Here is a 19580-nt window from a genome sequence, read left to right on the forward strand (position 1 = left end):
GACTTGAATAGGCCGGGACAGCTTGAGGATAATTCTCCCGCCGGCGGCTCGCCTTCCCGACGGATTGCTTTCGGCGAGTCATGGCATCCATATTGATTGTGCGGAAGGCCAAGGAGACGACCAAGGAGATTTGGCATATGACGATGCGCGGCCTGTTGGTCTTGTGGGGGGTCCTCCTGGGAACTTCGCTGGTTCTCGCCGAAGGAACGCCTGTCGCCAAGATCGCGCCGTCCGGCGACTATCTTGAGTTCGAGCAGGACGGTCGCTCGGGACCGGAGCGCCTTCCCCTGCACCGTACCGGCGGCGTCCGGTATTTCAGCGCGGGCGTTGGATTGGAGGAACGGTCCGCCTCGTATCCCGCATTTTCCTTGAAACTGGTTTTCACGGCGGGTGGGAAACCGTTTCTTTCCGGCGTCGCGGTCACGATCACCCCGACCCGCGGCGGCAAACCGATCGTCATCCCGCGAGAACATGTGGAAGGCCCCTGGCTGTTCGTCGACGTGTCCCCCGGGCTGTACGACGTGACCGCGAGCTACGGCAACGATCTTCAACGGCTCAAGAGCGTCAAGGTCGAATCCGGCAAGCAGCGCGTGGTTCACCTGCGCTGGGCCCACGATCACGGCATCAGCATCCATGCCCCCGAAGAATGAATCATCACAACCCCGGCTGAGAGAGGAGTAGTAGATGAAAAAACAGACCAAGGCAAGGCGGGCGCGATCGACGGATTTTCAGTCCTTGACGGTCGGGCAGGTGATGGGAAACCGACCGCAGTCCGTGCGCCTCGGAACCAAGGCGGACGTGATCGCCTCCCTCATGGCCGAAGGCTACGGCGCCGTCCCCGTCGTGGACGGGGCGAAGAAGCTGGTCGGCATCGTCAGCGAGCACGACCTCTTGGCGGCCATCGACGGCGGCCATCCCCTGAAAGCCGTCACCGCCGGCGACATCATGACCGCCAATCCCTATGCGATTCCACAGGAAACCACCCTGGGCACGCTCGTGCACGTGCTCAGCGCCAGCGATCTCGTGCGGGTGCCCGTCGTGGACCACGAGGGAAAGGTGGTCGGGATCGTGGCGAGGCGGGACCTGCTGCGGACCTATCTGAAAACCCGCCAGAAGACCGGGCCGCGCTGAAGCCGGACGGAGACTGCCGGACATGACCGTTCGCATCGCCCACACGGCGCTCATGGAACGGGTGGCGACGATCGAATGGACGAGCCTGTCAGGGAATCTGGACGAGCAGGCGAACCAACCATCGTTGGCGCCATTGCTCAGCTTTGAAATTAAGGGAATCGCGCTGGCGGCCTAAACTTGCGATAGGGAATTGGTAGCGCTAGCGTCTAGCATCCGTCAAAAAGCCAGAGCGTAGGTTGATATTGACTCATGCAGGCTTCCTCAAAGGACGGTGATTCGTTCATGATCAAGTTAACTCAGTACCGGAAGGACGACGCCTGATCTGTGATGAACTGCGCGGCGGCATGGATGCCAGCCAATACAAGGACTATGTCCTGTTCATGCTGTTCATCAAATATGTTTCCGACAAATACGGCGACTCCGACGACTTTGCCCCGCCCGCGGTCATCCCCAAGGGAGCCAGCTTTAAGGACATGGTCGCCCTCAAGAGCAACAGCGACATCGGCAACCTGATCAACACTCAGGTCATCCAGCCGCTGATCGATACCAATCAGCGCCTCGCTCGTAGCGACTTTCCCGACTTCAACGACTCGAACAAGCTCGGCGATGGCGCGCAGAAGGTTGAAAAACTGGGCAACCTCATCGCCATATTTGAGAACCCGGCGCTCGATTTCTCCAAGAACCGCGCCGAGAACGACGACATTCTCGGCCATGCCTACGAATATCTCATGGGGCACTTCGCCACCGAGAGTGGCAAGAGCAAGGGCCAGTTCTACACCCCGTCCGAAGTCAGCCGCGTCATAGCCAAGGCCATTGGCATCTCGCCAGCCAACTCCAAAGCCGCCACCACCGCCTATGACCCCACCTGCGGCTCCGGTTCGCTGCACGATTTCCCGACGGCCAACGTCCTTTCGGGCAACACGCTCTTCGATCCCAAGTTCAAGGACGGCGAGCAGCTCCGCACCTACGACTACGTCGTCGCCAATCCGCCCTTCTCGGACAAGACCTGGTCCACCGGTCTCGCTTTGGGAGACGGCGGGAGCGGAGATCGCTTCAAACGCGAAATGATTCCGAATAATTCAGAGGTTAAACAGGACTGAGCCTCTGCTCAGATTCGCCAGACGCCCCATAGGCCTGCCTATCAGACCGTCGTCACTGCCATCCTCAAAGAAGAACTGCGACACATCCACCGGGAAGGCAATCGAGTGATCGGTTGATGGGTTGGGCGGTCGTCCCTCCCCATTGGCATGTCTACCGCCATTGACGAATCCATCAATTCTTTTGCTGGACCGTGCTGCAATCTGAATCCGTTGTTCTGAGTAGGGATCACCTTTCGAACCTCTTCTGATCAACGTTCCGAAGCGAATGAAGGGGGAAAGTGCTATGGAGTGAATTCTGCTCGGGCGATCAGTACGTGGAAATAGCATCATATTGCCGCGCCGTGGGTTCAAATAGGAGAGATTGGCTTAAAACTGCACATATAAATTACAATAATAATAGTTGGATGGCAGACGATAGTGATCGTACAGGTCATGAATCCATGAAATGCCGAAGAAGAGATTGTCTTTCGGCACCCAGTTGACTTGTGGGCCCAGACCATATGACTCGCTCCTCACGGCGCTGGTGTTCAGACGCAGCAAAGCGAGGGCATCGGCCGCTTGAGGACCTGGGTCGTCATTGGCGACTTGCGTATAGAAGTAACCATGCAGGCCGACGGAGAGCCAATTGGTCACAAACTGGTTAAACACATATTCGAGATGGAATTCTGGGGCAGTCCAGTACTGTGTGTGCGGGTTCGTGGTGTTGGCCATCAGGCCTCCCGTCGCAGACAGCTCCGTCCCCGATTTTTCATGAAAAAAAGTGAATGCAAGATTTGTATCGAAACCCCAGTAACCACGGTTGAGATTCACCGCACTATTCGGATCCCACCCTCCCGTTGGCATATAGATTACTTCGAAGGTCGAAAGGGAGAAATCCTCGCCAAATTTCCATGACAAGTAAGCTGGGATCAATCCGGACGTTCCGATTCCGGCATTGTTCTCCCCAGACTGAGGGGACCCGAGTAGCGTAGACGACGTGGCCAGAGTACTTTGGAGCGAGGCCGCGGCTAGGGATGCAAAGCCGCCAAAGGAAAAGGTGGCACCGCCAAGAATTGGCTTCTCGAGTGTGTAGAGACCGAGCGGCGCGAGAAAGGCTTGCTGAACGTCGACGGAGACATGCGCTCTGTTATTAATCACGACTTGGTCTATTTTGCTCGAAATGAAGCCCGTGTATTGGGTCATTGAGAATGTACCCGGCTTGGGCTGCGCTGCCACGAGCAAATCGCCGTAGGTGCCTGGGTAGTAGTTGCTCCCTGCACCTTCAGCGGCATGAGCCAGTGGTGACTTCGCCAACCCAAGGAGCATGAGCCCCAGTGCCAGAATGATGAGGATCGTTTGGGCAGGAGTCGCGGCAGAGTTTCCCTTCACTCGCACATGGCGACTTGAATTTGCCTGACCACCTGGGCTGCTGAACAAATGGTCCATACTAATCCTCAATTATTTGGTTACTTCGTTTGATAGCCCTTAAATTCCTCACCGGGTTTCGTGTTTGGGTATTTGTGCAGACCCACCTCGTACTTCATGATCTCCCGAAAGACCGGCGCAAAGAGCCAGCCATGCGTCAACTGTGTGCTGAAGAGATTCCAGTCCTCGTGCGGATCACTGCTCAGGTCATAGGTCAACGGGAACTGCGGCTTGACGATGGGCTTGTCCACTCCTTCGGAGTAGCGCAAGATCATCTTGTAAATCTTCCACTTGACGGACATCAGCTCGCCGTCAGGGCCGAAGAGCATGTAGGAGTCTCGGCCCGTGGTCGGGGATTTACCCAGGAGGAAGGCGGAGGCGTCGATGCCGTCAATCGGGCGGTCCTTGGGGACAAGATCTGACGCACTGGCGAGGCCGGCAAAGGTGGGCAGCCAGTCAGCTGCGGCGAGCATTTCGTCGGTGACGACTCCCGCCGGCACCTTCCCGGGCCATCGAACTATCCCCGCAGTCCGGTAGCTCCCTTCAAACGGCACATTGAAGAAGTCCCCTCGCCAAGGCCCGCTGGATCCTCCCTGGCTGGCCACCAGGGACGCGCCGTTGCCGTTGTCGCTGGTGAGCACCACAAGCGTGTTATCGTCGATGCCCGCTTCCTTGATGGCATCAAGGATTTGCCCGATGCGAAAGTCCATCTCACCAAGAAGGTCAGAATAGACTCCGCCGCGCTGCGCCGATTTGCCTACAAAGTTCGGGTTCACCATGAAGGGCGGATGCAACTCCGAATACCCAACATAGACGAAGAACGGCTTCTTTGCGGCAGCCTCCCGCTTGATGAAGTCAATCGTCTTTGGAACGAGGTATTTCTCGTCCACGACGGGCCGCACGTTCAAATCAAGCGGCATGACCGGAGTGGAAGGCTGACCCTTCTTGCCTTCCCAGATCATGGGTGGCTTCATGCCCGATTCCTTGAAGAGCGGGTAGCTCGTGTACCCGGCTTCATCCCAACTATCCTGCACGCCCCACCACTCATCGAACCCTTGATCGTTCGGGAGCCGGCCTGGGACGTTGCCGAGGTGCCACTTGCCGTACAGGGCGGTGGAATAGCCGGCCTGCGACAACAGCTCGGCGATAGTGTATTCCCATGGAGCCAGGCCATAGTGCCCCTGCCCAGGCAAGGGCACGGTGAACGTGCCAGATCGGACTGAGTAGCGTCCGGTCATGATGGCGGCTCGTGATGGTGTGCATTGCGCCTCGACGTTGTAGTTGTTGAAGCGGATACCTTCGCTCGCCAACTTGTTGATGCGCGGTGTAGGCGTCGTCCCGCCGTAGACGCTGAAATCACCCCAGCCGACGTTGTCCACCAAGATGAAGACAATGTTGGGCTTATCGGCCGCGAACGAGGCCGTGGGCAACACCGCCGTGCCGGTGATCAGCCAGATTCCAAAGTAACCAAACATGCTCATGGTGCGCGTCGAGACACACTTCATGGGCCTCTCCTTTCATATCATAGGTGACCGTGGAATCTATTGTTCCCCTAACAGGCTGTTGACAAACTGGCGTCTGCGGAGAGTTGCTGTGGTAAATTCACCGGTCGATATCTCCGATCAAGGTCCTGTGCGTCGATCATGGGGTTCGTCCCTCACTCATCCCGCTCTTCCGAACTTCCGCTCCCCGCAGGGCTGGCCACCTAGGCTGGAGCTGGGAGCAATGTCGCCAGCCGCTTCAGATGCAGCAGCCAGCCCATCAGATAGGCTTCGTCGCGGACTTGGAGCAACCCCCGTCGGCGAAATCGGCGGAAGCCGTGCCAACATTTCGCCTCGCCCCACAGCTCTTCAATCTTCTTCCGTGCTCGCTGCGAGCAGCGGTAGCCCACCGTCCGACTCAGCCGGCGTACCCGCTGATGCACCGCCTCTCGTCCGGTGGTCTTGGCCGCAATGTGCGGGATGATGCGTCGCCGGAAGAGTGCCGTCAGAAATGGTTTGGCAAAATAGCCCTTATCGGCTCCGACGGTCTGAATCCGCTGGCGATGTTTCTGATGAAACGTATCGATCAACGTGCGCCCGCCGGCCGTCTCCGAGGCCGGGCCCCGAAACGGCTCCACATTGATGCCGACCAAAAGCCGATGCCGGTTCTCCATCAGCCCGTTGACCGTATAGCCCACGATCGCTGCGGTCCCCTGGCCTTTGTTGGCCAACTTGGCGTCGGGATCGGTCGTCGAGACATGCGTCTGATTGGAGCGCCGCTCCCCGCGAAATGTGATTGTGGGATTGCCCGGATCCTGGTCCGGCTCCGGCCCCGCATCCAGGGACCGAATCCGCCACTTGTACTCCTCTGGCTTCAGGAACACTTCCCTGGGCACGAAGCTCTTGTGCGAGGCATTCGCCTGCACGAGCGTCCCATCAAGCGTCGTATGCTGCGAGACCAACTGCTGTTTGATGGCAACGGCCACCGTCTCATCAAACAACCGTTCGAGCAGCCCGCTCTCGGTAAACCGCCGCTTCCGGTTCTGGGAGAACGTGGAGTGATCCCACGGAGCCGTGTCCAAGTCCAGTCCCACAAACCACCGGAGGACCAGATTCCCGGTCAGCTCCCGCACTAAGGCGCGCTCGGACGTGACCCCGAGCAGATAGCCGCCCAGCAGGGCCAGAAAGAGTTGCTCCGGCGGAATCGACGGGCGGCCGGTGTCGGCATACAGCGATTTGCACAAGTGCCGAATCCGGTCGGTGTCGATCAGCGATCGAATTTTCCGCATCGGGTGATCGGCCGTCACGAACTGCTCCAGAGTGATGTGGTAGAACATCGACGGTTGCGGATCGGCTGTACCCATCATCGGTCGGTCCCTCCTGATGGGCATCGTGTGTATCATACTCGCGTCAAAACTCAAGAGGAGTTTGTCAACAGCCTGCTAGAGGAAGAAAAGGGGAAACAAAGGTGTGGCCGATGAGGGGCTTCGGTTATTCCCAGTCGCAAATCGGTAGTAAAACGACGCTTCATAACGTAGGCAGATCCTCCGGCGGCCAGGCATGCTCTGAGTAGGTCAGGATCTTCGAGCACGGTCAAGACGACGATCTTGTCATGTGACCCCGCTGCGGTAAGCCACTCGATCCCTGTCAGTCCAGGCATCGAGATGTCGAGCACTAGCCCGTCGGGCAGGAGTTGCTCGACGTCGTCGAGCGCGGCAACCTGTCATTGACGGTTGAGACGATGTCGAACTCCGATTCCAAGAGGCGTCTTTCAGCCTCCAAATTATCGCGATGATCGTCCGCGAGGATGAGACGCACCCGACATGCCAAGCTGACCATGATAGTCCAGCCCATCAATGTGTCATGTAAGCGGGTTCTTCCGGCCAACACTTCCCTTATCGAGAATGACCGCTCAGAGCTTGCGGAATGTTTCAAGAGATAGGCTGATGCTCCCCCTTCGAAATGCTTCTTTCATCAAGTCGGGATCCTCGTTTGCTGTAATGAAGATGAGTTTCACGGCGGGGAGTAAACGTTTCAACCGTGATCCTGGGCTATAACCAAAGGTCCCGTCTATAAAACGCGACAACCCAAACCTAAATTGGGCTGACACATGGAGATCGCGAGCGTGATTAACATTGCTTTATCCGTGATACTCAGTTTGGGTGGTGGAGGCCTGCTAGACTTTGCATTGAGCTCATGGCTTGGCAAGGTGTGGGCAAACCGAATTTTAGAGTCCGACCGTCGAAGATTTAATGAAGAACTTGAACGACTGAGAGGTGAGCTAAATAAAGCAATTCACGTTCACCGAGTTCAGTTTGAAACCGAGTTCAAGGTGATTTCTGAAATTTGGGAAAAGGTTGCGAGGGTTCGCCAAACCATGGGTGGAATTCGACCAACTATGGATCTGGTTGATCCGAATGAGGATCGAAGAGCACGACTTGAGAGACGTTTTAAACCATTCCCAATGGCACTAGATGAGCTAATTCGAACCGTGGATTTGCACAGTCCTTTCTACCCACAGAATCTTTTTACCGAACTGTCTGGGGCTATTCAGATCGCAAGACGTGAGGAAACAGACGTTCTTACGAGCAAATTAGACGAACGCGACTGGTTCGATAGAGGTAGAAGTAATTTCGATGAGTTCGTGAAACGAGCGGACGTAATATCAGCGCTTATTCGTGAGAGGCTTTCCACCCTCCGTGTATCGTAACCAAGGCGCTGTTTTGCAAAAGGCCCAAAACATCTATAATTCTATTCCCTAACTGCTTGAAATTCCTGCTGCAGCCTATCCGTATTTACAGGGTTCAATAGTAAATCATTCTGGCCAGAGGCTGGGAGCTCAACTATTGCAGAGCAGGATCCAGCATCCATTCGACCCAAATAGGAGATGGGGTCGGGCCAGTCTATACAGCTCTGGGGCCTTTTAGAAGATAAGCCGCGCAGACACGAACAGATAGTCACTGTTCTTATCATTAGGCGAACCAGCCACCCCTTGCTTTAAGAGATTGGAGTAATAGCTGCCTTTGATCAGATACAGCCATCCTCCTTCAACGATGAGATTCGGGCTCACTGTCCAGGCCACGCGCGTGTCAAAGTCCATGCCCAGATAGGTACCAGCTTGTCCTTTCGGGTCTTGCAAGTTTGCCCCTTGGAATAGGTCTTTGGCCTGTGCCAACCACCAAAACCGCTGTTTGAACGAGACCTGAAAATTCTTCACCGGTTGCACCGAAATGACATACCCCGGGGAGTTGATATTCGACCGCTTGAACAGGCCCCAAATACCTGTCGGGTTGAAGGAAAATCCGTATGTGCCGAAGAGCGGGTCAAAGGTACCATTCTGAGTATCGTTGGGATCTTTATCGCCGCTAGCATAGTCATATTCAACGCGAATCGCTGGTTTCCACAGAGCATTGAACGTGTAGCCCAGTTCTCCATGCTGGAAGAATGCAAATGTCGTCAAGGGAGGGCTGCCAGGCTGCAGTGCTGATTCGCCGAACTGATAGGTGGATTCGATTTCGTAGTTGAACGCTCCCGTCGCCTCCGGCTGGAACACCCGAAAGCCCAGAGTGCTGAGATGCGGTCGCCGGCCTGTCGTGATTTGCTCTTGGTTTTGGCCGGTGGTGCCCTGCGCCAGGTCATTTTGCGTGAGAACAAAGGCATAGAGCTCGTGGTGGAGCCAGGGCCTGCGCTGATTGAGGTAGGAGAGTCCATAGAAGCTTGTGTGCGAATTCATCGTGTCAGTTGAAGTCTGATGATTTTTCATCGGACGCATGACAAACGCCCGGACTTGCCAATCAGTGGGCGTTCCCAACGACCAGTGGACGCCGACGAACGAAGGGGGGACGTTACTGTAGAAACTTCGTGCAATGAGCCGGCTTTTTCCGAAGGCCTGAGTAAACTTGCCAATCTGCAGTTCAGTCGGCTGACCCAATCCTAGAAAATTATCGGTCCACAGACTGCCGTAAAGCTGAAGCGCATCGGTCCGATTTTCCATGGTGTTACTCACGGTCACACCGTAGTTGTACAGCGGGCGGGCGTCCAGAAACTCCGCGTGAAATTTAAATGGCTTATAGCGCATCTCCATGTTGACATCGGTGCGTTCGGACAACTGTGCCCCGCCAGTAGTCTCGTTCTTCTTGACCGGCTGACTGTAGGATTCATAGCGGGTCCGGAAATCAACGCCCAAATGGAGCCAGTCCGGAACATGGAGCGCTTGATCAAGATGGAATGGCGATTGAGGGAGTTGTACGGCTGACCCATCCGACATCACGATGTCGTGGAGCCGTTGCCTGAGAGGGCCAAACCGCGGTTCCTGCTTCTCCTCGGTGGTGTCAGATGGCGGCGATGCTTCCGATCCGGGAGCTTCATGAGCCGGCGGAGTCGTGACGCGATCCTCACTTGAACATACAGCCGGAACCGAGAAAGTGAAAGTGCCACAGATCAACACAAAAGCGACGAAGGCGGTGGAGGACCTTGCTGAGCGCCCAATAATCGCGGTCATCTCCTTCAGAAGCGTGGGAGCGGAGTGAAGAGTCGAGGTGAATCCCGGCGTCCTATTGCTTGCATGCTGCGCGGTCCCGACGTCTCAGGAATGCCGCCGCCTAAGCAGTGTGGCGTGCCGTGGGGCTTAAACGTAGATACCCACGCCCTTCCGGGCGTGGCACTCTCAGAATTCAAGCTGCGCTTGTCCAGCGTGAGACGCTGGACCTTGCTCTCACCCCCGCCCTACCAGGCGGGGACCTCTCGTTAATTTAGATGGCATGCGATAGTGATCGTATAAATCATGAATCCACGAAAAGCAAACATCACGTCCTTCTTCACCACCTAGTTGATTTGTGGGCCGAGACCGTACGACTGGCTCCTGACTGCGCTGGTGTTGAGATTCAGCAAGTTGAGAGCAGTGGCTCCTGTGGGGCCCGGGTGGTCATTGGCGATTTGCGAGTAGAAATAACCATGCAGCCCGATGGACAGAAAATTGCTCACAAGTTGGTTGGTGACGTACTCAAGGTGGAATTCAGGAGCAGTCCAGTAATCGGTATGCGGGTTGGTGGTGTTGGCCATCAGGCCTCCCGTCATGAACAGCTCCGTCCCAGATTTTCGTGAAAAAAAGGTGCGGGTGGGTTCAACCAGTCACGGCCAATGGTGGTGCCGCTCCGGCAGGGTGACGCCGTGTTGTTCGCCGTCCGCCATCGTCCTGTGAAGAGTATCCGCGGTTGGCACCGCGTCACGCTTCGTCACGGGGTCAGCCGCCTTCGCTCCGGGCAACGATACAGTCTCGGTCTGAGATTCCACGACCCCGCCTGAGACATCCCGAAGTCCCGACAGCATCCGAAGGACCGGGCCCGTCGGTTACGGCGCCCGCTTCTTGGCGGGAGACGGAGGCCGGCAGGGGCCGGGCCGATTCAGATCGTTCGGCAGAGTCGTCCGGGCATCGACGCAGGCGGAGTCGAGCTGGGCCTGCGTGAGACCCGTCACGGAGCCGAGGTCGGCTCCCTGCAAGTCGGCCTGGTGCAGGTCCGCATCGTCGAGCCGGGCGCCGGTCAGATCTGCTCCCGAGAAATTCGCGCCCCGAAGATCCGCCTCCTGCAGGTTGGCATGCGCGAGTTTCGCGCGGCTGAAGTCGGCTGCGCGCAGGTCGGCCGACACCAGATTGGCGGATTCCAAGGTCGCATCGTTGAACCGGGCGTTCCGCAACGAGACCTTCGGCGCATAGGTTTCACTGAGGTCGGCGGCCGTGAACGTGGCTCCTGTTCCGGTCGTGCCGATGAGAATCGCGTGGTCCATCCGGGCATTCCGGAAGTCGGCTCCATCCACCATCGCAAGGTAGATGACGGCCATTCTGAGGTTGGCGGCCCGTAGATTGGTGCCGGCGAGCCTTGCGCCTTCGAGGTTGACCCCCTCAAGGTCGGCTCGGTGGAAGTTCGCCGCCTGCAAGTCAGAAAACCGGAGGTCGGCTCCCCTCAACAGCGCATCCTGGAAGTTTGCTTCCGTCAGGTCGGCCTCATCGAAGTAGGCTCCCTCCAGGTCCGCGTCGATGAGCTGGGCTCCGCGCAGAAGCGCGCCGTCGAACAGAGCGCCTTGCAGATTTGCCCCTTTCATATGGGCCTTGCTCAGGTCGGTGCGGCGGAGGTCCGCTTCCAGCAGATCGGCGCCGGAGAAAATCGCACGAGGCAGGAGGGCTCCGTAAAAGTGACCGTCCGCGAGGTCGGCATCGGTGAAATCGGCGGCGGTCAGATCCGCCCCTTCAAAATGAGCCCGTTCCAGAGCGGACTCCCGAAGGCGGGCTCCGATCAGAGCCGCCCCCAAGAAGGCCGCTTCGTCCCCGACGGCGCGCGAAAGATCCGCACCAGACAGCCGGGCCCGCCGTAGATCGGCCCCGGAGAGGTTGGCCGCCTGCATGCGCGCCTTCGTGAGATCCGCCTCGGCCAGTCTGGCCTGAGCCAGCGCACTCCGTGATAGGTCGGCTTGCCCCAGCAGGGCACCCTCCAGGTCGGCCCGCTCCAAATTCGCGCCCGCGAGCTGGGCCCGACGCAGATCCGCCTGACACAGGTTGGCCTTCCGATGGCCGGGATGATGCCGCTGCTCCAGCCACTGACCGTGTGACCGGACGACGGCCTGCAACACCTTCGCGGAGACCGGCTTCCTCTTGTAGGGACCGGCGCAGGTTTTCGCCGGCGGCGGCGATCCGGTTCCCTCCGTGACGGCGAAGACCGTCACGGGCGCGAACAGAGCGGCGGTGAGTATTCCGGGAACCATCCACGACCGAAGAGCGGTATGCCTCACCAGATTTCTCCTTGGGAGCACCGGCCGATGGAGGCCGGACTCGTCATTGTCCCTGCATCGCCAGCCGTCGGACGTAGGCCACCACGTCCTGCATCTCTCCGTCAGTGAGCTGCCCGCGCCATGCATGCATCGGACTGAAGACCATGCCGTGCTCGACCGTTCTGAGCAGATCTTCGTCCGACTTGAGGTAGGAGCCGAACCGGTGAAAATCGGCCGGCCTCACTCGCAGTGATGCGGCCTCCGGCCCGTCTCCCCAACCGCCCGGTCCGTGACAACTCTGACAATGTCGCTCGTATACCTGCTTCCCGCGCGTGACATCGGGAGGATAGTCCTGAGCCAGGAGGGTCGACGGCGCCACTAGAATCGAGAGGATCAAACAGCTCCCCCGCAACGATCGGGGCATGTGGCGCCTCAACTCTTCTTCAACGATTCCTTTCCGCAGTCGAGACATCGATAATCATACATCGGCATTGGACACCTCACGAACCTTCTTCTTCGCCCGTTTTTCACGGAATTTCCGGAGTTCGATACCCACAGCTTCAAAGGCCTTACGGATTGCTCCCTCGAACGTCTTGTTGTCCTTGCGCGCGCTGATGGTATGCCGTCCCGGCAACGAAACGACTACGAGAGCTTCGGCGACATCAGAAGATTTCTTGTGATGAACGTTTTTGGTCAACGTCACCCGCCCATAGACCAGGTCGTCGTGCCCCCGCTGCAGGGCAGCCATCCGTGCTTCGATCTCTCGTCTCCAGCGAGGGGGTCATTCCGACATGACGGCGCTCGACCTCCAAGTTCACGGGACCTCCTCAGGTAACCTCTTCCCGCGCATAGGTCCAGCAAAGGACATGCCGCTCTTGGAGCCGAGTCCGGGGTGAGAGATGCCAGGCTAGAGGTTGATATTTATGCCGCTTGGATCTCATCCGACTCTTCACCTCGTGCTCCTGTCGCATTATTCCTCAGATCCCTTCCCCGCTGTTGAAGCCGAATGGGACAACAGGGTTGCGGGAACGAAGACTCGTGGTAGAAACCTTCTGGAACGTGCCTTGCGTAAGCGGCTGGTGATGCCGACGCTCACGAAACAAAACCTTGCCGGTTACCTCCGGGACCGCTTCGGGCCGAAGACCACTCTCCTGTCCTATGGGCCGATCGGCAAGGACAACTTTGTGGGAACGCACAAGCAGTACGGCTACGGGGCACCGGTCAGAATCACCTTCCGGATCGGGCGAGCGGTCAGCTCCGCCGTGATTGAAACCATCACCCCCGGTCCCTTCGGCCATGAGCACATGGCCGATCGCGCTCAAGCCCTCCTCTGGGATTACGAGTCGTACGGCCGCCTGCCCCGTCACGTGAAAGCCCTCGATGTCGGCGCCTTCACCGCAGACCAGAAGATGTTTTCAGTCTCTCGGGCACACGAGTTTTTCGTGTTGAACGAATGGGCGGAGGGGACCGGCTATCAGGCGGATCTCGAGCGCCTCAGGAAAGGGCACAGTTTGCGACAGCTAGACCGGCAACGGACGGTTACGTTGGCCCGCTACCTGGCAAAGATCCACGCGCGGAAGCGCCGGGATCCCGATCTCTATAAGCGCCGGCTACGGGAGCTCATCGGCCATGGCGAATGCATCATGGGGCTGACCGACAGCTATCCCACACGACCAGGTTTCATTACCAAGAGATTGCTCCGGACGATTGAAGACTCCTGCAATCGCCGGCGGTGGCAGCTCCGCGACGAGGGCGATCGGCTCTCCCAGGTGCATGGGGATTTTCACCCGTACAATGTGCTGTTTCGAACCGGAACAGATTTCTCGGTGCTGGACCGGTCGCGCGGCGAATGGGGCGAGCCGGCCGACGACGTAACGGCCATGACGATGAACTACGTGCTGAATTCCTTGATTCAATGGGGGAAACTTCAAGGGCCGTTCGAGATCCTGTTCCGGAGGTTTTGGGAGGCCTATGTCGAGGCCAGCGGTGATCAGGAGGTTATGGCCGCCGCCGCACCTTTCTTTGCCTTCCGCGGCCTCGTCGTCGCCAGCCCGGTCTGGTACCCCAACCTGCCGATCCGGGTCCGTCGGAGCATCTTTCATTTCATCATCAACGTCCTCGATACACGACGGTTTGAGCCGGACCGGGTAAATGAGTATTGCCGATGATCGGTGATCGATGGTGCCTGATGACAAACTCTCGCCGAGGCGGCGGTTGAATCCTGATCACACCTCATCCAGAACGCCTCGCCTGTCTCCTTTCGCCGTCTGGCTTACCGGGCTTCCGGCGTCGGGAAAGAGCACGATCGTCTCCCGGCTGCGGCCTGAGCTGGAAGCCCTGGACTTGACCGTGGAGGTGCTGGAATCAGACGAAGTGCGACGCATTCTCACTCCCACCCCTACGTACTCGGAGATGGAGCGGGATTTGTTCTACCGTGCCCTGGCCTTTCTGGGCGCGCGTCTGGTCGCACACGGTGTCACGGTGCTGTTCGACGCCACAGCCACGAAACGGAGTCATCGGGATCTGGCTCGAGCGCTTATCCCACGTTTCATCGAGGTGTCCGTGGAGTGCCCGCTGGAAGTCTGCATACGGCGAGATTGCAAGGATACCTACCGTCGCGGCAGCAGGGGAGACACATCGACTGTGCCCGGCTTACAGGTACCCTACGAGCCGGCAGCGGATCCGGAATTGCGGATCGACACCACCGCCGTCTCTCCGGCGGACGCCGCCCGGGAGATCGTCACCCTCATCCGGACGCGATGGTCCGCCCTTTGACTGCCGGCTAGTGCAATACGAGAAGGGGACATGGCATCTTATGCAATACCGCGTGCGAAACGCTGCCGAGCACCCGCTCCTTGATCGGCCCAAGCCCTCGCGCGCCCAGCATGACCAGATCGACTTGCTCCTCCTCCACCTTGGTCGCAATCACCTCGGCCGGCGAGCCAACTCGAAGCATCTTGGCGGCGGGGCCTGCATGAGGCGGGAGCAGCGATTGCATTCGGTCCAACAACCGTTCACCGTCTTCACGCATGCTCCGCTCGAGCCCGTGATAGAGTTCCTCCGCCACATCCGGCATCATCATCGGATAGGCGGGTCTCGGGACGTTGAGGACATGAAGCAGGACGAGCCGGTCCGCCCTCCGAAAGTACCTCAAGGCCCGAACCACTTTAAGCGATGGATCCGATCCGTCAACGGCCAACATGATCTTCATCGACGACTCCTGCTCCCTCTGACGCAAATACCTGTTGAAACCAGTTCAGCGCCTCGCCGGCGACCTGCTCCAGCGTTCCCGGTTCTTCGAACAAATGGGTCGCGCCAGGGACTATGATGAGTCGCTTCCGGCAGGTCAGCAAACCGGCAGCAGCCCGATTCAGCTTGATGACCTCCTCGTCGTGTTCACCGACGATGAGGAGGGTCGGAGCCTGTACTTGCGCGAGATACGGCTCGGCCAGATCCGGCCGCCCGCCGCGCGAGACAATCGCCCTGATCGAAGAGGGGACTCGGGCCGCGGCCCGTAGCGCCGCGCCCGCGCCGGTGCTCGCCCCGAAGTAGCCGTGCGGGAGCGGCTTGGTCAGCACGTCTTGTCTTAACCACCGGCCGGCGATCAATATTCGGTCCGCAAGGAGGTCGATGTCGAAGACGTTACGACGATCCTCTGCTTCCCGTTCCGTCAACAGATCCATCAGCAATGTGGCGATTCCGCCCTGCTGAAGCTGATGCGCGACGTAGCGGTTGCGAGGGCTCAACCGCCCGCTTCCGCTGCCGTGGGCAAAGAGGACAATCCCGGCGGCCCCGTGCGGGAGGCCGAGAAATCCCTTGAGCACGAGCCTGCCTTCCGACACAGTTACAGGCCGTTCGCAACTTCCATACGGCATACCAGCCTCCCCGTGCTCACCTCTCTTCATCAGTCTATGATCATTCCGGAGAGGGTGGATCCATAAGGCGGTGCTTGGTCGAGACAGCGGAAGCACTCAGTGACATTCCATAGGACACAGGAGCAACAGATAGACCGCCACCGCCAGCCCCAACGCGATTGCCCCTACGAGTAGCCACCTTCCCTTGGTCATCATCCTCCTGCTTCTCAAAACGCAACCCACCGGAACTTTGGAACCAGCAAATCCGATGCCGGTACGCTCTCCGTGAACTGCTTCTGTCACCGGAGGTTTTCTCCTCCCGATAATCCCATCAAGAGCGAGGTGCCCCCTTCTGCGACAGAAGGCCGCGGCAGTTGTAGCAGGGCTCCCCTCAACGAGCCGAGGAGCAGACAGCCACAAGCCCACAGCAGGCCCTCGATCGGTTGGCGGTTCAGTCGTCAGTTTTCCTTTTCGTACCATGCGCTATCAGCCATAGTCGCTTCACGCGGCACAGGCTGAATCATCGACCTCCCTGAATTGGCATTGCCCTTGCTGCACTACTGTCGCAGTGAGGCTATTCCCTTGTTTGACCTGTGCGGGTTCAATCGCGCCGTCACGAAGGGTGCGCCGAGGAAGAGGCCGTCTCGACGTGGTACCGGGCACTTGGTAGAGTCGGCGCGTAGGACGGCGAGGGAACGGGAGCGAACGACGCAGCCTGTGACCGAGCGCGAAGCAGGTCGGCAGACCCAGACGCGCCGCGTGGTTTCGTGCGGCGGATGGTGCGTACCGGCGTCGGGCATTTCAACAGGGAGGTTCTCATGGTGAACGTATGGGGTTGGATGACGGTCGCCGCATTGTCGGGTCTCTGCTGGCTGGCCACGGTCGTACCGGTGGAATCCCAGGCTGTCCAGAGCGTGGAGGTGACGATCCGCGATTTTACGTTTCTGATCACCAAGGAGGTGCCGCTTCGTCTTGGTCTCCCGACCGTCATCCATGTCCGCAACGATGACGCCGAGCGGCACGACTTCGGGTCCACCATGTTCGAAGGACTGCCCACGAGGATCGAGAAAGACGGCGTCATCGTCTATGGGCGGGGGCTTGAAGGGGTGATGCTCGATCCGAAGCGGGAGGCGACCATCCGCTTCAACATGGAGCGACCCGGACGCTATACGTTTCGCTGTTCGATTCATCCGAATATGAACGGCGAGTTGCTGCTCTTGAGCGCAGAGGCGGTGTAGCTGCAGAGTTCTGAGTCATGAGTCCCGAGGGCTGAGTTACGAATGAGGATCGAGCGTATCCTGCTGGCAACGGATTTTTCTTCCTGGGCGCGTCGGGCGGAGGACTATGCCTGCTCTCTCGCCTCTCTCTGGAACGCTCGTCTGACCATTATGAGCGTCTTGGAATTGGTGCCGGGCATGAACCCCGACTACCCCGTCAATCATCAATATCTGACGGAGCGCATGCGAGAAACGTCGGAGCAGCTTGCCGAATGCAAACGACGCATCGAGTTTCGGGAGATCTTCGTTTCCGCCAGAATCGGAACCGGACTCCCGAGCGAAGAGGTGGTCGCCGCGGCTCTGGCGGAAGACTCCGACCTCGTCGTCCTGGGAACGAGGGGAAGGAGCGGATTGGCCCATGTGTTGCTTGGGAGCACGGCGGAGCGTGTGATCCGTACGGCGCCCTGTCCCGTTCTCGCCGTGCATCTGACAGCCACTGAGAGTTCGACTCCCAGGCCCGAGATCACGCTGGAACGGATTCTGGTCCCAATCGATTTTTTCGACGGTTCGCTGGACGCGCTGGAGTACGCCGCTTTGCTTGCCCGACAGACTAAGGCCTCCATCAAGGTTCTCCATGTTCTAGAACCGGTAGCCTACGGATTGGACTTCACGCTCGGGCATGCAGAAGAACGGGAGCGGACACGGGAGCGGTTGATGAAACGCCTCGATGCCCTGTCCACGGCGCTCACGGCCGCCGGCATCCCGGCAACCAGTCTGATTCGGGGAGGAATCCCTGGCGACACCATACTGGACGAAGCTCGGACCTGGCCGGGCGATCTCCTCGTAATGGGGACTCACGGACGGCGAGGAATCTCCCATGTGTTGAGCGGAAGCATCGCTGAAGCGGTGCTTCGTCGCGCAGAATGTCCGGTGCTGACCGTTCGGAATCCGAAATTCCATCCGAGCCATCAGCGAGTGACCCTGAAGTCTGCCTTGTAGAGCGAGTCCTTTTCCACCGTTAACCGAGGAGCCAATCATGGGTGCGATGGTGAAGCCAGCCAAGAGGGCCAAGCCGGAGCCTAGACGGTCTGCCCCTCGCCCACAGAAAGCGATCACGCTGCCGGGCGATCTCTGGGAGCGCATTTCGAACAAGGCGTACGAATTGTGGGAACAGCGTGGGCGCCTGGAAGACCATGCGCTCCGTGACTGGCTGGATGCGGAGGCAATCGTGATGGAAGAAGTCCATGAAGCGCGGGAATGACTCGCCGCAGGGGTTGGCTGTTCCACTCGACCCTTCGCTGGAGGCCCTCCTCGCTCGGCTCGAGGCCCTGTCCCATGCACCGCAATTCTCCGTTCAACGCCAGGTGGCCCTCGAGCGGGCTCTGCGCCCCTATCTTGAATCCTCCGGGGATCTCCTTCGTCCACTACCGGAAGAAGCGGACCTGGCTACGCTGACCGTATACACGGATTTCTACCCCGAGGATGGGCAGCTCACCCTGATCGAACAACTCCGAGACGTCATCACCGAGCATATCCCGGACGAAGAGCGGCGGTGGCTCGACCAGCTCAAGCATTCTTATATGGATCTGCTCGAGGTGCTTCCGTTCAGAGCCGGTGATCCGCCTCATGTCATGACCCTGCGCTCGATCGGCGACGGGGTCCAGGTCCTGGTGCAGGGAGGCGAGTATGCTCGAGACCTGAGTGCGGGACAGGTGCTCCTCACTCGTGTCGTCCGCGACCCGGAGGATCCAGAGCGAGGAATCGGCCGGATCGCCGGAAGTGCGCTGGTCCTTTCCCCGGCCAAGGCTCGCGCGGTGCTCGACGCCTCACGCGAATGGGAGCGGAGCATGGAAATCTCGTCCGGCTCCTTCGTGCTCGGGGATTGGCAGGAATTCGTGAAACGGTTCGGGCATATCCTGTTGTGGAACTTTGCTCACCTGCGTCTGGCCACGCTTCTCAATGCCGTCGTGCATATCCGCTACTTGACGCGGGAGGGAGCGCCTTTTCTCTATGTGTTGGCTCTGTATGACCATCGTGAGTACGGATTCCTTGCCGACGGTCTCTCGGCCATGAATGAACTCGAAGTCGGCTCCCTCCGGCATCCCGTCATGCCCTCAGGGCAAAAGGGAAAGCCGGTCCGGGTCTGGATTCAACGGGCGAGCGGCGAGAACGGCGCGAAGGTGGTCGTTGCGCGGCTCACGCTCACCCCCGTGCAACTCGTCGTCGAGAGTGACACGCCGGACCGCCTCAATGCGATCAAGCATCAACTGGCTTCGACGTTCGGCTACTCGCTGCACTTTCGAGGCGAATCCCTCTCGCCGCCCCGTCGTGAACTGCCGGTTGATCAGTTGACTGAGGGGGAGTCGCCTTCAGTGGTTGTGAGCGAGGAAGAAGACCTGGCTCTCGTCCGAAACTTCCTCGACACCGCGTATCTCGAATGGCCGGACCAACCCCTGGCCGCCTTACAGGGTCAGACACCAAGGCATGCGGCGGCTCAACCGGCTTCGCGGGCACAGGTCGTCGACCTGATCGACGAGATCGCGCATGAGGACCTCGGCATCCTGCGGCTGGGAACACCGGCGTTCGATTATAACGTCCTCCGGGCACACGTCGGACTCGTTTGACAGCGCA

20 protein-coding genes and 1 pseudogene are annotated in these 19580 nt (G+C 58.9%); 11 read left to right on the forward strand and 10 right to left on the reverse strand.

The window, feature by feature from the left end; all coding sequences use genetic code 11:
* Nucleotides 1-80: 80 nt before the first annotated feature.
* The 4 genes from P0111_00680 (at nucleotide 81) to P0111_00695 (ending at nucleotide 2231) form a co-directional block, all read left to right on the forward strand.
* Nucleotides 81-650 (forward strand): hypothetical protein, encoded by a 570-nt coding sequence (locus tag P0111_00680; protein MDF0642516.1) that lies wholly within the window; start codon nucleotides 81-83, stop codon nucleotides 648-650.
* Nucleotides 651-684: 34 nt separating this feature from the next.
* Nucleotides 685-1131 (forward strand): CBS domain-containing protein, encoded by a 447-nt coding sequence (locus tag P0111_00685; protein ID MDF0642517.1) that lies wholly within the window; start codon nucleotides 685-687, stop codon nucleotides 1129-1131.
* Between the two features lie 22 nt (nucleotides 1132-1153).
* Nucleotides 1154-1306 carry a hypothetical protein gene (locus P0111_00690; protein MDF0642518.1) on the forward strand — a complete coding sequence of 51 codons (153 nt, stop codon included), beginning with the start codon at nucleotides 1154-1156 and terminating at the stop codon, nucleotides 1304-1306.
* A 157-nt stretch (nucleotides 1307-1463) separates the two neighbouring features.
* Complete coding sequence (locus P0111_00695; GenBank protein ID MDF0642519.1) at nucleotides 1464-2231, forward strand: class I SAM-dependent DNA methyltransferase; 768 nt, start codon at nucleotides 1464-1466, stop codon at nucleotides 2229-2231.
* 366 nt (nucleotides 2232-2597) lie between these two features.
* On the opposite strand, the gene P0111_00700 is transcribed toward P0111_00695, so the two are convergent.
* From P0111_00700 to P0111_00710, 3 genes are all read right to left on the reverse strand, one after another.
* Nucleotides 2598-3656, reverse strand: a complete 1059-nt coding sequence (locus tag P0111_00700) for a transporter (GenBank protein MDF0642520.1) — start codon at nucleotides 3654-3656, stop codon at nucleotides 2598-2600.
* A gap of 20 nt (nucleotides 3657-3676) precedes the next feature.
* The gene (locus P0111_00705; GenBank protein MDF0642521.1) at nucleotides 3677-5140 is read right to left on the reverse strand and encodes an arylsulfatase; all 1464 of its coding nucleotides are present in this window, start codon (nucleotides 5138-5140) and stop codon (nucleotides 3677-3679) included.
* A gap of 200 nt (nucleotides 5141-5340) precedes the next feature.
* A complete protein-coding gene (locus P0111_00710; protein MDF0642522.1) occupies nucleotides 5341-6483 on the reverse strand; it encodes a transposase in 1143 nt (380 codons plus the stop codon).
* Nucleotides 6484-7241: 758 nt separating this feature from the next.
* Here P0111_00710 and P0111_00715 point away from each other — a divergent pair.
* A complete protein-coding gene (locus P0111_00715) occupies nucleotides 7242-7826 on the forward strand; it encodes a hypothetical protein (protein MDF0642523.1) in 585 nt (194 codons plus the stop codon).
* 213 nt (nucleotides 7827-8039) lie between these two features.
* Here the strand turns inward: P0111_00715 and P0111_00720 are convergent, their stop codons facing one another.
* From P0111_00720 to P0111_00740, 5 genes and pseudogenes are all read right to left on the reverse strand, one after another.
* Complete coding sequence (locus P0111_00720; protein ID MDF0642524.1) at nucleotides 8040-9617, reverse strand: alginate export family protein; 1578 nt, start codon at nucleotides 9615-9617, stop codon at nucleotides 8040-8042.
* Nucleotides 9618-9940: 323 nt separating this feature from the next.
* The gene (locus P0111_00725; GenBank protein MDF0642525.1) at nucleotides 9941-10246 is read right to left on the reverse strand and encodes a transporter; all 306 of its coding nucleotides are present in this window, start codon (nucleotides 10244-10246) and stop codon (nucleotides 9941-9943) included.
* A gap of 219 nt (nucleotides 10247-10465) precedes the next feature.
* Entirely contained in the window at nucleotides 10466-11899 is a 1434-nt protein-coding gene (locus tag P0111_00730) for a pentapeptide repeat-containing protein (protein MDF0642526.1), read from the reverse strand.
* Between the two features lie 43 nt (nucleotides 11900-11942).
* Nucleotides 11943-12302: a cytochrome c gene (locus tag P0111_00735; GenBank protein MDF0642527.1), complete on the reverse strand. Its 360-nt coding sequence runs from the start codon at nucleotides 12300-12302 to the stop codon at nucleotides 11943-11945.
* A gap of 54 nt (nucleotides 12303-12356) precedes the next feature.
* Nucleotides 12357-12641 (reverse strand): annotated as a pseudogene (locus tag P0111_00740) (HPF/RaiA family ribosome-associated protein).
* 160 nt (nucleotides 12642-12801) lie between these two features.
* Here P0111_00740 and P0111_00745 point away from each other — a divergent pair.
* Together P0111_00745 and P0111_00750 are read left to right on the forward strand one after the other, a co-directional pair.
* Entirely contained in the window at nucleotides 12802-14046 is a 1245-nt protein-coding gene (locus tag P0111_00745) for a phosphotransferase (GenBank protein MDF0642528.1), read from the forward strand.
* 10 nt (nucleotides 14047-14056) lie between these two features.
* On the forward strand, nucleotides 14057-14653 hold the full coding sequence (locus P0111_00750; protein MDF0642529.1) for an adenylyl-sulfate kinase: 597 nt from the start codon (nucleotides 14057-14059) through the stop codon (nucleotides 14651-14653).
* Nucleotides 14654-14660: 7 nt separating this feature from the next.
* Here the strand turns inward: P0111_00750 and P0111_00755 are convergent, their stop codons facing one another.
* Nucleotides 14661-15089, reverse strand: a complete 429-nt coding sequence (locus tag P0111_00755; protein ID MDF0642530.1) for a universal stress protein — start codon at nucleotides 15087-15089, stop codon at nucleotides 14661-14663.
* Nucleotides 15067-15753, reverse strand: coding sequence for an alpha/beta hydrolase (locus tag P0111_00760; GenBank protein ID MDF0642531.1), 687 nt, complete (start codon nucleotides 15751-15753; stop codon nucleotides 15067-15069). Before P0111_00760 ends, P0111_00755 begins: the two co-directional genes overlap by 23 nt.
* Nucleotides 15754-16550: 797 nt before the next feature.
* Between P0111_00760 and P0111_00765 the strand changes: the two genes are divergently transcribed.
* From P0111_00765 to P0111_00780, 4 genes are read left to right on the forward strand one after another with little or no spacing between them, the layout of a single operon-like run.
* The gene (locus P0111_00765; GenBank protein MDF0642532.1) at nucleotides 16551-16970 is read left to right on the forward strand and encodes a cupredoxin domain-containing protein; all 420 of its coding nucleotides are present in this window, start codon (nucleotides 16551-16553) and stop codon (nucleotides 16968-16970) included.
* Nucleotides 16971-17012: 42 nt separating this feature from the next.
* Entirely contained in the window at nucleotides 17013-17948 is a 936-nt protein-coding gene (locus P0111_00770; protein ID MDF0642533.1) for a universal stress protein, read from the forward strand.
* A 37-nt stretch (nucleotides 17949-17985) separates the two neighbouring features.
* Complete coding sequence (locus P0111_00775; GenBank protein MDF0642534.1) at nucleotides 17986-18210, forward strand: DUF2934 domain-containing protein; 225 nt, start codon at nucleotides 17986-17988, stop codon at nucleotides 18208-18210.
* Complete coding sequence (locus P0111_00780) at nucleotides 18194-19573, forward strand: hypothetical protein (GenBank protein ID MDF0642535.1); 1380 nt, start codon at nucleotides 18194-18196, stop codon at nucleotides 19571-19573. The genes P0111_00775 and P0111_00780 overlap by 17 nt, the downstream gene beginning before the upstream one ends.
* Nucleotides 19574-19580 lie beyond the last annotated feature (7 nt).

The organism is Nitrospira sp. (genome assembly GCA_029194535.1).
Classification (GTDB): domain Bacteria; phylum Nitrospirota; class Nitrospiria; order Nitrospirales; family Nitrospiraceae; genus Nitrospira_C.